The following is a 15,090-nucleotide window of genomic DNA, read 5'->3' on the forward strand; positions in this document are numbered from 1 at the left end:
CAAGTTCCGGCGCCAACCAGGAGGTCGTTCTGCGGCGTCGGGTCAGAACCTGGCACCGACGTCCGCGTTGTTCGCGGGACGCAGGAAGGTGGAGGCCGGGATCGACCCGTCCGGCCTGCGGGGGCCCTTGATCGTGGCCGGGTCGGTCGACGCGAACGACCATGAGCCGCCGAGGTTCCACGAGTTGCCGCTGCCCCCGGAGTTCGAGCCCAGCGCGACGTCGGTGCCGTTGGCCACCGCGAGGTTCTTGGTCAGCGTGCTGGCGGAGCGGTTGACGGCGAACCCCGTCTTCGGGTTGTCCCACGCGGTGTTGCGTTCGATCCGGTGCCGGCCGGGGTTGTCGTTGTCGACGAAACCGCCTGCCGCGTTGTCCCACGCCATGCTGTTGCGCACGGTGTGGTCGGCAGCGACGCCGTTGCCGCCGAGCTTGAAGCCGTTGCCGTCGCCGGTGAATCCGGGCAGGTTCCACCGGTTGAAGCCGTTGCCCCACGCCAGGGTGCTCTCGGTCAGGACGGGCGAGGAGAACATCCAGTAGTCGAGGCCGTCGTCGGAGTTGTTCCACAGCCGCGCGCCCCGCACGACGTTGCCGCTGCCGGAGCCCTCCTTGATGGCGAGCCCGTCCGCGCTCTCCCCGTTCTTGCGCGGATCGCGGTTGCCGTGGCTGTCGAGGTTCAGGATCTGGTTGTTGCTCGACGAACCCTGAAGGTGCAGGCCCGACTCGTAGTTGTCCCGGGTCACCAGACGCTCGAAGACGGTGTTGTTGACGTCGACTCCGAATACGCCGTACGGACCATGAATGATCTCAAGTCCGATGATCCGCCAGTGGTCGCCTTCGATGTGGATGGCCCCGCGGTCCGGCCGCGGAATCGACGATCCCACCGCGCCCGGCGTGTACGGCATGTTCTCGCCGTCGATCACAACGCGTTCCCCGTTGTGGTTGCGCAGCACGATGGGACTGCTCGACGTGCCGTTCTTGAGCAGTTTGATGGTGGTGCTCGGTGCGTAGGTGCCGCCGCGGATCGAGATCGTCGTGCCTGCCTCGGCCGTGTCGACCGCCTTCTGGATCGTTCGCAGCGGAGCGTCCAGAGTGCCGGGGTTGCTGTCGTTCCCGCTGGTCGCGACGTGCAGCACACTGGGTGCCGCCGCGGCGGGTACCGGGCACACCGTCAGGACTGCGGCAGCGACGGCCAGCGGGATGACTCGCACGATTTCCCTCCGGAGAATGTGAATGCGACCTCTGCGGTTCGCATTCTTGAACCGGGAAAATGGGCTCCAGCACGTTAACGCACTTCTTCGAGCGAGTGCAATGTCTGCGGCCCGAGATTCACCTCCGTGAACAGTCGAATTGGTTCGATCCGCCTGCTCGACGGAATTCGACGGGTCTGGTTGTTGAGGATTGACAGGGCAGGAAATGCGCATCTAGCGTCGCTCGCACCGTTCTCGTGGCCGGCTGCCGCCGCATTTCCGGGCAGCGGGAACCCTCGCCGGATCTTGAAGGAGCCACGATGACCGAGAACTTCCGGATCAGCAGGCGTGCCCTGCTCGCGGGAACCGCCGGCGCGCTCGTCGCCGGGCACCTCGCCACCCCGGCCGCCGCGGCCGGCGGCCCGGACGGGTTCGCCAACGTGCCCGCGTCAGGACTCGGCGGCACCACCGGGGGAGCGGGCGGCCAGGTCGTGACCGCCACGACGGCCGAGCAGTTCCTCGACTACATCGACACGGTCGGCGCGTTGGTCATCCAGGTGCAGGGCACCATCACCATCTCCAGCAAGCAGGGCGTCCGTCCGAACAAGACCGTCGTCGGCCTCGGCACCTCAGCCGTGATCAACGGTGGCGGCCTGGACTTCTACCGCTCCTCCAACGTGATCGTGCGCAACCTCCGCTTCACGGCAGCCGAGGACGACGCGATCAACATCGGTCAGAACTCGCACCACGTCTGGATCGACCACAACGAGTTCTCGAGCCCCGCCGACGGGGCGGTCGACATCGTGCGAGGCGCCGAGTACGTGACGGTGTCCTGGAACTGGTTCCGCGGCACCGACAAGTCGATGCTGATCGGCCATTCCGACGGCAGTGCGAGCACCGACAAGGGGCATCTCAAGGTCAGCATTCACCACAACTTCTTCGACGGCTCCCGTCAGCGGCACCCTCGCGTGCGTTTCGGCGAGCCCGTGCACGTCTACAACAACTACTTCCGCTCCAACGAGCTGTACGGCGTTGCGTCCACAATGGACGCCGGGGTGCTGGTGGAGGGCAACTACTTCGAGAACGTGCCGCACCCGATCCTCGTCGGCTACGGCGACAGCGGCCCTGGACGGGTCGTGCAGCGCAACAACATCTTCGCGGGCTCGGGAGCCCCGCAGACGGCGGGCACGGTGCAGGAACCGCGTTCCTACTACTCCTACACCCTCGACAACGCCGCCGACGTGCCGCGCATCGTCCGTGCGGGCGTGGGCGTCGGCCGGATCTGAGGGCCTCGGTCAGCGGCCCAGCTGCTCCGCGAGTGACGTCGCGTCGTTCTTCCTGCCCTGCGCCTGGTACAGCGTGAGCGCCCGGTCCCACAGCTCACGGGCCTCGGTGTGCTGGTTCATCGCGGCGTGCACGTCACCGAGGTGGTGCAGCACGCTGGCCTCCTCGTAGCTGTTGTCCAGCTCGCGGTACCGCTTCAGCGACTCGTGGTAGTGCGCGATCGCGTCCGCGTGCCTGCCGTCGTGGTGCGCGATGTGCGCGAGGCTGTCCAAAGTGGCCGCTTCGCCCTCCGCGTGGCCCAGCCGCCGGTTCAGCGCCATGCTCTCCTCGCAGTAGGCGGCTGCTTCGGCGTAGCGGCCGAGGCAGGCGTAGCGCCAGCCGACCTCGTTCAGGGCCTCGGCCTCCCTCATCTCCAGGCCCGCCTTGCGGAAACCCTCCAGCGCGTCCAGCGCGTGGGTCAGCGCACCCGCGAAGTCGCCCTGGAACTCCAGTGCCCACGCGATCGCGCGGTGTGCGCCCGCGCGTGCCTCGAAGTCGTCCTCGTCGTGCAGCTCCAGGCAACGGCCGAGGTGCTCCCGCGCGAGCGCCGTCCGTGACTGTTCGACGTGGTTCAGGCCGATGCACGTGTGCGCGGCGGCCTGTTTCTTCTTGTCTCCCAGCTGTTCCGCGGCGCTGAGTCCGAGGTGCCAGACGGTCAGCTCGTCGGCCGTGCGCCCGCGCCTGCGGTGGTAGTAGTTCATCGTCCTGGCCAGCAGCCAGGTGGTCTCGTGCCAGCCGCGCTCGGCCGCGACCCGCTGCACGGCCAGCAACGACTCGTGCTCGTTGTCGAACCAGCGCATGGCGGAGGCCGCGTCGGGGAACCTCTCACAGGGTTCCAGCTCCGGCAGCGGCCGGTGCGGTTCCAGCGTCAACGCACCGGCTCCGGCACGCCGCAGGTGATGGTCCACGAACCGGCGCAGGGCCTCGGTGTTCTCCCCGGCGAGGTCCGCCGCGTACAGCCGGACGAGGTCGTGCATGCGGTAGCGACCGGCGACGAGCTGCTGCACCAGGTGCGCGTTCTCCAGTTCCCGCAACACCATCCGCACTCGCGGCCGCGCGAAGAGGGCCTCGATCGCGGCCAGGCTCGTGTCCGCGGAGGGAACCAGCCCGAGCAACGCGAACAGCTCCGCAGCCGCGTCGCTCAGCGCGTCGCGCGACCACGAGAACACCGCCCGCAGGTTCGCTCCTGACTCGCCCGCGTCCAGGGCGTCGAGCCCGCACCCGGCCAGCTCGTCGGCCAGCGCGGACAACGGGAGGCCCTGGTCCATGGCGGCGCGCCCGTGCCGCCACGATGCTCAGCGCGAGCGGCAACCCGCCGCACCACCCGACCAGCTCGGTGACAACCCCAGGTTCGGCGGCGACGCGCGCCCGCCCGAGCCGGGAGGCCAGGAGCTCGCGCGCCTCACGGCCGCCCAGCACGTCGAGCGGCACGAGGTGAGCGCCGTCCGCCAGCAGCCCCGGCAACCGGTTGCGGCTGGTGACGAGCACCGCGCACGACCGGGTTCCCGGCAACAGCCCGGCCACCTGTTCGGTGTCGCGCGCGTTGTCCAGCAGGATCAGCAAAAGCTTGCCCGCCACGAGGCTCCGGAAGCGCGCGGTGCTCACCTGCCCGCCGTGCTCGCCCAGCGCGTCGAGGAACCCGCGCAGTGCCGCGCCGGTCGTGACGGGTTCGCCGGACGGGTCGAACCCGCGCAGGTTCACGTACAGCTGGCCGTCCGGGTAGTCGTCCAGGTGCCGGTGCGCCCACTGGACGGCCAATGCGGTCTTGCCCACTCCGCCGGCGCCCGCGATCACCGTGACACCTTCGCCGCGCACGCCGGCGAGTTCGGTCGTGCGGCCGGTGAACCACTGCTGCGGCGCGGGCAGCTGGCGCGGCGTGGGAGCCGGGTTCGCGGTGAGGATGTGCTCGTGCAGCACGCGCAGTGGCGCACCGGGATCCACACCCAGCTCATCGGCCAGTCGCTGCCGGAGCGCCTCGTAGTGGCGCAGCGCCTCGGCGGAGTTGCCCGCACGGTGCAGCGCGAGCATCAGCTGCCCGATCAGCCGTTCGTCGACCGGCCGCTCCGCGGCAGCTTTCCGCAGCTCCGGCAGCACGTTGCGGCCGAGTTTGATCGCCAGGTCGGTGCGGTCCAGCTCGGCCTCGACCCGTTCGACGTTCAGTTCCTCCCTGAACGCGGCGAGCCAGGGCGAGTCCAGGCCGGCGAGCGCGGGACCGCGCCACAACCCGATCGCCTCGTCGAACAGCTCCAGCGCACGCTCGTCCGTCTGCGTGCGCGCCTGCTCGACGAGTGTCCGGAACCGGTGCAGGTCGACGGAGTCCGCGCGCAGCCGGTAGCCACCGGGTTCCCGCTGGATGTCGAGCACCTGCCGCAGTTTCGAGAGGTAGCCGTAGAGCGTGTCCCTGGCCCGCGCAGGCGCCCGCTCGCCCCAGACCCGGTCGATCAGCCGGTCGACGGGCACCGGGCGGCCCTGTTCCGCCAGCAACGCCACCAGCACTGACCGCTGCTTGACGTGCCCGATCTCGGCGAGGCGACCGTCCACCCGCACCTCGAGGTCACCGAGCAGTCCGAACTCGACGGTCAACGCACTCCCCTCAGCCGATTCAAGATCCATCCTAGATTCGCCCTGGACGTGCGTCCCAGTGTGTGCGGCGTCTGGGGGGACACCCTGGGACTTCTACCAGGTGGCAACCGCGGAGAAGCGTCGGTCGGGGAGCTTCCGAGCACTTCAACGCATGTCCGGAAAGGTTGTTCGTGAGCACTGGAGCCAGAGCGGCGAGGATCTGCCTCGTCGCGGCCACCGCCTCGTTGGTCCTGTCCAGCCCGGCCACGGCCGACGCGCTGGGCGACGAGCCGACCACGGCGACCGCCGTCGCCGTCATCACGCAGGACCCGCACGAGAACGACGCGCCGCTGACACACGCCCAGCGCACGGCGCTGGCGTCGGCGTTCGACCGCGCCGCGGCGCACCCGGCCGAGCTGTCCGTCCCCTACGTCGCCAACGGCAAGGTCGTCGCCACCGCCACGCCGAACGCGTCGGCCGAGGCGCTCAGGGTGGGGCGTGAGCCCTACACCGTGCCCACCGCGGGCCCCGACCTGGGTTCCGACGACGGCACCATCGAGGGCGCCCCGGTGCAGAAGGAGGAGGTCGAGCCGAATCCCGTCGAAGAGGAGGGGACCGCCACGCTCTCCGTCCAGTCCACCACCGCGATCTCGCCGAACTTCACGACCGTGAAGTACAGCGTCGCGGAGCTGGAGGCGGTGCGGGACGAGGTGCTGACGCTGACCACCCTGCCCGATGCCGCGTCCCTGGTGTCGGCCTACGTGGACGCGTCGAACAACCGTGTGCTGGTCGAGACGTCGAAGGCGTCCGGCGCGCTGCGCGCGGCGCTGGCGGCCAAGTACGGCTCGGACCGGGTGGCGTTGTACCTGCGGCCCGACGCGGTCCCGCTGGTGAGGAAGGACGATCGCAAGTGGGACGGGAGCCCGTTCGCGGGCGGCTCCGAGTTCTCGAGTGGCAGATGCACCAAGGGGTTCGGCTGGGTGCACCAGGGCAAGTCGTACATCCTCACCGCAGGCCACTGCACGTCGTTGAACGAGACCGTCTCCACCAACGCCGGCTCGATGGGCAAGGTCACCGCGGACAACTGGAACAACAAGAAGGGCTCGGTCAAGTGGAACGGCCAGTCCTACTACTCGGGTGACCTGGCGACCATCAAGATGCCCGCCGGCAAGGCGTCCTCGACCCTGGTCTACAAGGGCGGCCCGAACTCCGACACGTACCGCGTCGTCACCGACAAGTGGGGCCCGTCCGGCACCGGCGACCGCTACTGCGTCGGCGGCCAGGTGACCGGCGAGATGTGCGGGTTCAAGGTGATCGCCTCCCACGTCACCGCGAAGTTCGCCGATGGCGAGATCCTCAGGGCGGCGCACAAGTCGTACCGCAAGGGCAAGTGCACGGTGGGCGGCGACTCGGGCGGCCCGATCTACACCATCCGCAGCGACGGCACGATCGCCGCGAAGGGCATCCTGAGCGGCGGCAGCAGCAACACCAGCGGCAACTGCTACGACTACTTCACCGACACCCACCTGGCGGAGAAGGCGCTCGCGGGCGTGCTCCGCGTGAAGGCGCCGAAGTAGGCCAGAACGCGAAGCAGGCCGGCTCCGGCGGGCCGAGCACGGCGGTACTCCACAGTGGACAGCCGTGGAGTACCGTCGGCGACGCACTGCCGGTCAACGGCGGTGCGGAGCGACGGCTTTCGAAGGCGGCGAACGGTGATCGAGTCGGACGGCAGCACCGGCCAGGACGTGGCGCGGGTCGCGGAGCGTCTCAAGGAACGCATCTACGCCGAGCTGGCGGTCATCGCGGTCACGCTCGGCTTGGCGTTGTCCGGGTCGAGCACCCACCTGCCGGCCGCTCTGTCCGTGCTCGGTGCCTCTCTGGGCCTGTGGCTCGCGACGATCGCGGCGGAGGTGCAGGGGCACCGGTTCGCCTACGGGCACAGGATGAGCGGCGGGGAGCTGCGTCACATGCTGCTCGTGACGAGCCCGCTGATGACCGCCGCCGCGGGCCCGCTGGTCCTGGTGCTCTTCTCCGCGTTCGGGGCCTTCTCGCTCACCGCCGCGTTGTACGGGTCGGTCGCCGTGGACACCGCGACGATGTTCGTCTGGGGCTACACGGCGGGGCGGCGCATGAAGGCGAGCGTGCTCATGTCGGTCCTCAGCGGACTCGTCAACCTGCTGATCGGTGGTGTCGTCATCGTGGTCAAGGTGGTCGGCGGTCACTGAGGGTGCGTCACCCGTGTGCGTGCGGGCGAGAGGGTGTCCTCTCGCCCGCTGTCCACTGTGGTCAGTTGGCGATCAGGCGCCAGCGGTTGTCCGCGCTGCCGTTGTCGGAGTCCTGCACGACCTGCGCGCCCGCGGCGGTGGAGCCGTTGAGGATGCCGAGCAGCTTGCCGCTGTTGGCGTTGCGGATCTTGTAGGTGCCGTCGCCGTTGGCGATCAGGGTCCACCTGTGGTCGGCGGTGCCGTTGTCGGACCATTGCAGCACGCGGGCGTTGTCGGCGGTGGACATGTTCTCCACGCCGAGCACCTTGCCGCTGTTGGCGTTGCGGAACCTCACGTCGGAGCCGTCGGTGATCAGCTGCCAGTTGTGGTCGGCTGTGCCGCTGTCGTGCCACTGCACGGCGAGGCCGCCGTCCGCGGTGGACATGTTCTGGATGCCCAGCACCAGGCCGGTGCCGGCGTTGACTAGCCGGTGGGTCGTGCCGCCGCTGGTGGTGCTCCAGTAGACGGTGTAGTTGAAGCCGTGCGCGTCGTGGAAGGGGCCGAGGTTCACCTGCGTGCCGTTCGCCTTCGCGGTGAACGCGAGTGACGAGGTGCTGGTGCGGGTGACGGAGTTGACGTCCAGCGAGGGCAACGCCGGCAGGGTGGTGCTGCCGTAGTTGCCCGCCAGCACGGCCGGGCCGTAGGTCAGCGCCACGACGTTGGCGTTGTCGTTGGAGGGCTGGACGATCACGCGCATCGGGAGGCGCAGGGTCACCACGTCGCCGGACGTCCACGACCGCGTCAGGGAGGCGTAGGTGCCGGGGGTGGTGGTCACGTTCTGCGCGACGCCGTTGACGCTGATGACCGCGCCCGAGGTCCAGGCGGGGATGCGGAACCGCATCGTCCAGCTTCCGCCCGCGTTGCCGGTGACGGTCAGCGTCGTGGTGTCGCTCGCCGGGTAGGTCGTGGTCTGGGTGACCGTGATGTTGCGGGACGACCACGTCAGCACCGAGGGCGCGTACAGGTTCACGGTGAGCGTGGTGCCGTTGAAGAAGTAGATGGAGTCGGCGAGCTTCGTGTTGGTTTCCAGGCCGGTGCCCTGGCAGCACCAGAACGTGCCGTAGTCCGTGCTCCAGTTGCCGCCACCCCACGCCGGGCCGGTGTTGCCGCGGCGGTGGCCGGGGTTGAGGCCGGTGAAGTAGCAGATGTGGCCGTGCGGGTCCGCCGGGTTCTGCTGGCCGATCAGGTGGTTGATCAGGGCGCGCTCGTAGTAGTCGAAGTAGGCCGCCCTGCCGGGGTCGGTCAGCCACAGTTCGCGGGTCAGCCTGAGCATGTTGTAGGTGTTGCAGGCTTCGCACGCGTCGGTGTTGAGGTAGGCCGCGATGGCGTTGGGCGCGCGGAAGTGCTCGGCCTGGCTGTTGCCGCCGATGACGTAGGTGTGGGCGCCGACGGTGATGTTCCAGGCGTTGAGGGCGATGTCGCGGTAGCGGGCGGTGCCGGTCGCCTTGTACTCGCGGGCGGCGCCGATCCACTTCGGCACCTGGGTGTTGGCGTGCAGGCCGTTCAGCCGGTCCTGGTTGGCGGCGAGCGGGTCGAACACCGCGGCGTGGTCGAACCGCTGGGCCGCCGTCAGCCAGCGGGAGTCGCCCGTCTGCTGGTACAGGTCGGCGAGCACCGCGTTCATGCCGCCGAACTCTGTGCCCAGAACCCTCTGCATCACGCTGTAGGACAGGCGGGCCGTGCGCCAGTCCACCCATCCGGCGAGGCGCAGCAACACGTCCCGCGCCTGGTTGTTGCCCAGGTAGCGCCACGCGTCCAGCAGCCCGGCGAGGGTCTTGTGCAGGGAGTAGTACGACACGGACTTGGGTGAACCGGCTTCCATAGCGTCGAAGTCCGACTCCGGAAAGCCCGACAGGTAACCGGTGTTGAACCCGGCCGCCGCGTTGTTCGCCTGGCACTTGGCCAGCTCGGCCACCATGCGGTTCGCCTTGTCACGGCACGTCGTGTCGCCCAGGACCGCCCACGCCTGCGCCCAGGCCGTGAGGAAGTGCCCCTGGCTGTGCGTGCGGAACGGGAAGTCCGGCGCCTCCCAGCCGCCCAGCGGTGCGGCGCCGTTGGTGGACAGGCGATGGTTGGCGCGGAAGTTGTAGAGCAGCCGATCGACGTCGACGAACCGCAGGTAGGACAGCGTCCTGTTCTGGTTGTCCAGCCACCGGCCCTGCGTCAGCCGGACCTCGGACAGGTCGAACGCGTAGGCCGACACCCCCGCGTCGCCGCGCGCAGGGGGCACCGTGGCCGCCTGCGCCGAACCTGCCGCCAGCGACGGCGCGACGGCCGCCACACCCGCGGCTTGGAAGAGCCTGCGTCGACTCAACGATGAGGACATGAGGATGCTCCAGTTGCTCGGCGAAACGGTGCGGTTCAGTGAGGTGTTGCGCATCCGGAGGAGGTGGGGGCGTGACTTCGCCCTCGGCGCCGGGAATCTGGGCAGAGCCGGGATGACCGCATCGAGACCCCTGACGTCGTCGTTGACGGACGGTCCGGGGGATGGCCCGGGCAGTCCGGGGCGGGTTCCGCGTGGTGGCGGCCCTGCGACGGAATGTAGTCACGTCTCCGCAAGGCGGTCAACGCCCAATGTTAGCGCTAACGCAACTGTGAAAAGTTGAGCGGGAGTCAGGTTGCTGCTCGGAGTGGGTTTTGCGCGTGTGTGGGCGCCGCATGAGAACAATAGTTGTTAACGCTCACACAATCGCTCGCGTGCGCCGGTGCGACCGTGGCACCAGTCACAAGCGTGCCCTGGCAGCTCCGGTTTCGGGAGTCTTGACTCCAGTGGATCGGCGAGAAGCGCGGGGAGCACTGATGAGAACGACGATTGTTGCGTTGCAGTCGAAGCAGCCGTTCACCGTCGCGCCGGCCATGGCGTTTCCTTCCGGGGAGTTCGACGTCGTCGTGCTGACCGACGGTCCGGCGGACGCGGTGCTGCGCGAGGACGTCACCGGTCCCGCACCCGAGATCACCGTGCAGGACCGGGAGAAGTGGCCGGCGCACCTCCTCGGGTTCGAGGGGCCGGTCGAGGTCGTGACGAACGACGAGTACTGCCTGGCGGAGTGCGCGCGGCTGCGGGCGGAACTGGGCCTCGCGGCCCGCGCGGCATCACGATCCTGCGCACCCCGCAGGACGTGCGCGACTGGCTGGCCGCGCACGACGGTGAGACCGGGTGGCAGGCCGACGAGTTCGTCGAGGGCACCCTGCACCACGTCAACGCGGTCGCGCGGGACGGTGAGATCACCCCGGTGCTGGTGGGCCGGTACCTGGGGCCGCTGCTAGGACTCGACGCCGGGCACATCCTCGGCGGTGCCACCGAACAGGAGTCGCCGTTCACCGCTGCCGCGCACGAGCTGAACGAGCGTGTCGTGCGCGCGTTGGGCAGCCAGGGGAGTTTCGTCGTGCACACCGAGTTCGCGGTGAACCCGGTCGGTGAGCTGGTGGTGCTGGAGGTCGCCGGCCGGGCACCGGGTGCGCTGGTGCCGGAGCTGGCGCGGCTGCACGCCGGGGTGAACCTGGAGGTCGTGAGCCTCAGGATGCAGGCGGGATTGCCGGTGCCGGAGCCGGTTCAGCAGGACCTTCAGGCAGCTTGGCTGTGGCCGCCGGTCATGCCGGGCAAGAGGTTCCGCGAGCCGGGTCCTGATCTGAGCGGCCTCAGGAGCGAGCACGAGGTCCACGTCCGCAAGGCCGGCCGGGAGGGAAACCAGGGCGACAGTGGGGTGATCGGCGCGTCGGTGCTGCTGTGGCACCGGGATCCGGCTCAGCTCGCCGAGGACGTCGCACGCGCTTGTGAGCTGACCTGGTTCTCGTAGGTCGGAGCGCGATCACCCCTGAACGGCCTACAGCGTTCGCCTGTAAGGGGCAGTGCGGCCCGCTAACCTCGCAGTGTCTGAGCAGTTGCGCGAGGAGGGGCGCGAAGATCGTGGACCACCGGAAGGGCCTGGTCGCCCGTGCTCTCGCGCTGGGCGTGGCGGTGACGCTGCTGCCGGCTCTGTCCGAAGTGGACGCCTCCGCCTCGCCCGGCTGCCCGTCCGTAGGCCAGGCCTGGGCAGCGCCCGGTCCGTTCGCGGTGGCCGAGACGCCGAGCGGGGCCGGGCACACGCTCTTCCACCCGGCCCGGCTCGGGGGCTGCCGCACGCATCCGGTCGTGTTGTGGGGCAACGGCAGCGGGTCCACGCCGGAGACGTACGCCGGGCTGCTGCGGCACCTCGCCTCCCACGGCTTCATCGTGGTCGCCGCCGACACGGGTGCCTCCGGGTCCGGCCGGGAGATGCTCGCCGGGCTGGACCACGTCACCGCCGAGCACCACCGGCCCGGCAGCTTCTTGCGCGGCAGGGTCGACCTCGATCGGGTCGGCGGCACCGGCCACTCCCAGGGCGGTGCCGGCGCCATCGTCACGGGCGCCGATCCCAGGGTGGACACCGTCGTGCCGATCCAGCCAGGGCCGTTCGGCGACCACCGGCTGCTGCACGGGCCGGCGTTCTACCTGGCCGGTCAGCTGGACCTGGTCGCGACGCCACTGCTGCTGGTTCACCCGCGGTACCGGGAGTCGGGCCACGTGCCCGCCGTCTACGGGGAGCTCGCGGGAGCCGGTCACACCGAGCCCACCGGGAACGGCGGCGGCTACCGGGGGCCTGTCACCGCGTGGTTCCGATTCCACCTGCTCGGTGACGAACAGGCTCGCGGTGTGTTCTTCGGGCCGGACTGCACCTCTTGTGCCGCACCGGAATGGTCCCGGTTCGAACGCAACGCCAGGGCGCAGGCCGTGCCGGGCGGTCGGTGAGTCACCCGGACCGCGGTCTGGGCGCCCACGCGATGAGGTTCGCGAAGAACGCGCCGAGGATCACGAAGCCCAGCATGCCGCCGGCCACCCAGTGCGCCTGGTCGTTGTCGGCCAGGGCTGCCTCGACGACCCGGCCGTTCTCCAGGTCGTAGCGGACGGTCACGCGGTCACCGGGGTGCCTGGCCGGTCCGTTCTCCGACAGGACCGTCACCTGCTTGGTGCCGTCCGGGAGCGGATACTCGACCTTGACCGAGATGCTCTTCCCCGAGCGCAGCCGTTCCTGCACGGTGCCCTCGGTGCTGGCCCAGGACCTCTGCTCGGTCGACGAGCGGATCACGAGCACCAGCCCGGCGATCGCGCCCACCAGCACGATCGCGGCCACGACCCGGCCTGTCTGCGACTTCAGCGACTTCGCCACCACGCCTCCCTCGCCCACGACATCGCTGCACAGGTGCCGAACGTGACATGTGCCGATCGGCACCCCTCGGGGCATTACTTCTGACGTCCGAAGTGGCCGGTGGTGACTTCGGGGCACGGTGGCCGCGTTCATAGCGTCGGTGGCGTGACGGACAACAAGGTCTTCTTGCCGAGGTTCGGTGCGGTGTGCGGGGGTGTGCTCGCCCTGTCGATCGGGGTGCCGGGGGCCGTCGAGGCGTTCACCGGGGAGACGGCGGCGACCAGTCTGGTGATCGGGCTGGGGACGGCGTTCGGGACGCCGGCGGTGGTGGCGTTGCACGGGCATCAGGCGCACGCGTCGGGGAGGTTCGGGGCGTTCGCGTTCGCGGCGAACATGCTCGGGCTGGGGCTGTTCACCGGGGTGGCGTTCGCGTTGAACCTGGTGCTCTTCTTCCAGGAGCCGGGACAGGTGGCGGCGGTGACGCAGGCGGTGCTGAAGGGGGCGTCGCTGGCGTTCGTGCTCGGCACCGTGCTGTTCGGGGTGTCGATGGTGCGGGCGAAGGTGTTTCCCGCGGTGCCGGCCTGGGGCTACGGGATCAGCTTCACGGTGCTGGCCGTGTTCGCGGCGCTGCCGGACACGCCTTGGTCCGCGCTGGCGCACGTCGTCTGCGCGGTGGTGCTGGTGTGGCTCGCAAAGTCCGTATGGCCAACGGCACTAGCCTGAGCGGCATGCACACGTCGCGACCGGCGCCCTGGGTCTCGCCCGTGCTGTGTGCCGCGGTGCTGGCCGCGGGGGTGTACGCCGCGGTTCTCGGACTGGGCACCACCAGACTGCCGCTGCTCGTCGGCGGGCTGATGGTGCTCGTGGCAGTCGACGTGGCCGAGTTCCGCCGTTACCCGGTCCGCACGCCGAAGCTCGTGGCGGCGGCGTTGCTGGGGCTGCGGGCCGCGCTGTACGTCGGACTGGCCCATGTGGACGGTTCGGGGCTGGCACGGGTGCTGCTGGTGCTCGTGCCGTTCACGGCGTACTTCGCGTTCGGGCAGACCGTCGCGATCGGGCTGGCCGCGGTGTGCCTGGCGGTGGCGGTGGCGAGCACGCCGGACTGGTACGCCCACGTGGAGCGGGTGTCGGACCTGGTGATGCTCACCGTCGGGCTGGTGCTCGCCATCGCGATGGCCGCGGTGGCGGTGCGCGAGCGGGACGGGCGCATCCGGTTGCAGGAGTCGCACCGCACAGTGGCCGAGCTGTCGGCGGCGGCGGAGCGGGCGAGGGTGGCCAGGGATCTGCACGACGACCTCGGCCACCACCTGACCGCGATCGTGGTGCTGCTGGAGAAGGCGGCCGCGTTCCACGACCGCGAACCCGGCACCGCGAAGGACGCTGTCCTCGACGCCGAGCGGTCGGCGCGGCGGGCGCTGGGCGAGGTGCGCGAGTCGGTGCGGTCGCTGCGGTCGTTCCACCTGCTCGCCGCCCTCGACGAACTCGTTGCGGGCCAAGGAGACGTCACCCTCACGGTCAGCGGCTCACCCGACGGCCACGACACCAGCGCCTTGCACGCGCTGTACCGGGCCGCGCAGGAGGGCATCACCAACTCGCGGAGGCACGCCGCCGCCACGCGCATCGCGGTCGCCGTCGACCTCGGCGCCGAGCGGGCCCGGCTGACCGTGGCCGACGACGGGCGCGGCATGGGCGCGGCGGTGGAGGGGTTCGGGTTGCTCGGGATGCGGGAGCGGGTCGCGCTGGCAGGTGGGCGGGTCGACCTCGCCAGCACGTCGTCCGGCACGAGGCTGACCGTCACGATTCCCGCGGCGAGGACCGCGTGACCCGCGTGCTGGTCGTCGACGACCAGCGGCTGATCCGCGAGGGCATCGCGTCACTTCTGGGCCTGCAGCCGGGCATCGAGGTCGTCGGCACCGCCGCCGACGGGCACGAGGCCGTGGAGCAGGCGGTGACGCTGGCCCCGGACGTCGTGCTGATGGACGTGCGGATGCCGGGGATCGACGGCGTCGAGGCGGTGGCACTGCTGCGAAAGCGCGCTCCCGGCTGCCAGGTCGTCATGCTGACCACGTTCGACGACGAGGACTACGTGGTGCGCTCGTTGCGTGCGGGCGCGACCGGCTACCTGCTCAAGGACCTGCCGTCGCAGGAGCTGGCGGCGGCGGTCAAGCTCGCCGCGGCGGGCGTGGCCCAGTTCGACCCGGCCGCCGCGGCACGGCTGGCGGCGGTGCTCGACCGGTCCGGCGGGCAGCGCGAACCGCTCACCGTGCGGGAGGTCGAGGTGCTGCGGCTGGTCGCGGCCGGAGCCACGAACCGGGAGATCGCCGAGCGCCTGTACCTGTCGGAGGGCACGGTGAAGAACCACATCTCCCGCATCCTCGGCAGGCTGGGGCTGCGCGACCGGACTCAGGCCGCGCTCTACGCCCAGTCGCACGGCCTGGTGTGAGTCACGGCTGGTAGGTGAGACGTGGATGATCCAGTCAGACCGCTCGCCGCCTTCTGAAGCATGGGCGCAATGGTGGTTCTCCACGTCAGGCCGCAGCTCGAAGTGTCGATCGCACCCGTCGTGCCGTCCTTTTACCGACTCTTAACAT

General features: G+C 70.0%; 13 protein-coding genes. 8 read left to right on the plus strand and 5 right to left on the minus strand.

Going from position 1 to position 15,090, the window contains the following annotated elements:
• Nucleotides 1–42: 42 nt before the first annotated feature.
• Entirely contained in the window at nt 43–1,206 is a 1,164-nt protein-coding gene (locus ABFX45_RS18270; protein WP_346131298.1) for a right-handed parallel beta-helix repeat-containing protein, read from the minus strand.
• Between the two features lie 299 nt (nt 1,207–1,505).
• Here ABFX45_RS18270 and ABFX45_RS18275 point away from each other — a divergent pair, with 299 nt between their 5' ends.
• Nucleotides 1,506–2,471, plus strand: a complete 966-nt coding sequence (locus tag ABFX45_RS18275; RefSeq protein WP_346131300.1) for a pectate lyase family protein — start codon at nt 1,506–1,508, stop codon at nt 2,469–2,471.
• 9 nt (nt 2,472–2,480) lie between these two features.
• On the opposite strand, the gene ABFX45_RS18280 is transcribed toward ABFX45_RS18275, so the two are convergent.
• Together ABFX45_RS18280 and ABFX45_RS18285 are read right to left on the minus strand one after the other, a co-directional pair.
• Nucleotides 2,481–3,308, minus strand: a complete 828-nt coding sequence (locus tag ABFX45_RS18280; protein ID WP_346131487.1) for a tetratricopeptide repeat protein — start codon at nt 3,306–3,308, stop codon at nt 2,481–2,483.
• Between the two features lie 25 nt (nt 3,309–3,333).
• Nucleotides 3,334–5,091, minus strand: coding sequence for an AfsR/SARP family transcriptional regulator (locus ABFX45_RS18285; protein ID WP_346131302.1), 1,758 nt, complete (start codon nt 5,089–5,091; stop codon nt 3,334–3,336).
• A 170-nt stretch (nt 5,092–5,261) separates the two neighbouring features.
• Between ABFX45_RS18285 and ABFX45_RS18290 the strand changes: the two genes are divergently transcribed.
• Together ABFX45_RS18290 and ABFX45_RS18295 are read left to right on the plus strand one after the other, a co-directional pair.
• On the plus strand, nt 5,262–6,647 hold the full coding sequence (locus ABFX45_RS18290) for a trypsin-like serine protease (RefSeq protein ID WP_346131304.1): 1,386 nt from the start codon (nt 5,262–5,264) through the stop codon (nt 6,645–6,647).
• 135 nt (nt 6,648–6,782) lie between these two features.
• Complete coding sequence (locus ABFX45_RS18295) at nt 6,783–7,295, plus strand: hypothetical protein (protein WP_346131306.1); 513 nt, start codon at nt 6,783–6,785, stop codon at nt 7,293–7,295.
• 61 nt (nt 7,296–7,356) lie between these two features.
• On the opposite strand, the gene ABFX45_RS18300 is transcribed toward ABFX45_RS18295, so the two are convergent.
• A complete protein-coding gene (locus ABFX45_RS18300; RefSeq protein WP_346131308.1) occupies nt 7,357–9,660 on the minus strand; it encodes a beta-L-arabinofuranosidase domain-containing protein in 2,304 nt (767 codons plus the stop codon).
• Nucleotides 9,661–10,453: 793 nt separating this feature from the next.
• On the opposite strand from ABFX45_RS18300, the gene ABFX45_RS18305 reads away from it, so the two are divergent.
• Nucleotides 10,454–11,131 (plus strand): ATP-grasp domain-containing protein, encoded by a 678-nt coding sequence (locus ABFX45_RS18305; protein ID WP_346131310.1) that lies wholly within the window; start codon nt 10,454–10,456, stop codon nt 11,129–11,131.
• A gap of 110 nt (nt 11,132–11,241) precedes the next feature.
• On the plus strand, nt 11,242–12,102 hold the full coding sequence (locus tag ABFX45_RS18310; RefSeq protein WP_346131312.1) for a poly(ethylene terephthalate) hydrolase family protein: 861 nt from the start codon (nt 11,242–11,244) through the stop codon (nt 12,100–12,102).
• Nucleotide 12,103: 1 nt separating this feature from the next.
• Here ABFX45_RS18310 and ABFX45_RS18315 read toward each other — a convergent pair whose 3' ends face one another.
• Entirely contained in the window at nt 12,104–12,520 is a 417-nt protein-coding gene (locus ABFX45_RS18315) for a DUF3592 domain-containing protein (RefSeq protein ID WP_170155056.1), read from the minus strand.
• A 144-nt stretch (nt 12,521–12,664) separates the two neighbouring features.
• Between ABFX45_RS18315 and ABFX45_RS18320 the strand changes: the two genes are divergently transcribed.
• From ABFX45_RS18320 to ABFX45_RS18330, 3 genes are read left to right on the plus strand one after another with little or no spacing between them, the layout of a single operon-like run.
• Complete coding sequence (locus ABFX45_RS18320) at nt 12,665–13,222, plus strand: hypothetical protein (RefSeq protein WP_346131315.1); 558 nt, start codon at nt 12,665–12,667, stop codon at nt 13,220–13,222.
• Nucleotides 13,223–13,227: 5 nt separating this feature from the next.
• Nucleotides 13,228–14,322, plus strand: a complete 1,095-nt coding sequence (locus ABFX45_RS18325) for a sensor histidine kinase (RefSeq protein ID WP_346131317.1) — start codon at nt 13,228–13,230, stop codon at nt 14,320–14,322.
• Complete coding sequence (locus ABFX45_RS18330; RefSeq protein WP_346131319.1) at nt 14,319–14,942, plus strand: response regulator transcription factor; 624 nt, start codon at nt 14,319–14,321, stop codon at nt 14,940–14,942. Before ABFX45_RS18325 ends, ABFX45_RS18330 begins: the two co-directional genes overlap by 4 nt.
• Nucleotides 14,943–15,090: the final 148 nt, after the last annotated feature.

Origin of the sequence: Lentzea roselyniae, from assembly GCF_039537795.1 — a bacterium.
Classification (GTDB): Bacteria; Actinomycetota; Actinomycetes; order Mycobacteriales; family Pseudonocardiaceae; genus Lentzea; species Lentzea atacamensis.

What these genes read in the sequence shown, in the direction of transcription:
- ABFX45_RS18275 (WP_346131300.1), top strand. Translation starts at nt 1,506, where the DNA reads ATGACCGAGAACTTCCGGATCAGCAGGCGTGCCCTGCTCGCGGGAACC.
- ABFX45_RS18280 (WP_346131487.1), bottom strand. Translation starts at nt 3,308, where the DNA reads ATGCGCTGGTTCGACAACGAGCACGAGTCGTTGCTGGCCGTGCAGCGG.
- ABFX45_RS18300 (WP_346131308.1), bottom strand. Translation starts at nt 9,660, where the DNA reads ATGTCCTCATCGTTGAGTCGACGCAGGCTCTTCCAAGCCGCGGGTGTG.
- ABFX45_RS18325 (WP_346131317.1), top strand. Translation starts at nt 13,228, where the DNA reads ATGCACACGTCGCGACCGGCGCCCTGGGTCTCGCCCGTGCTGTGTGCC.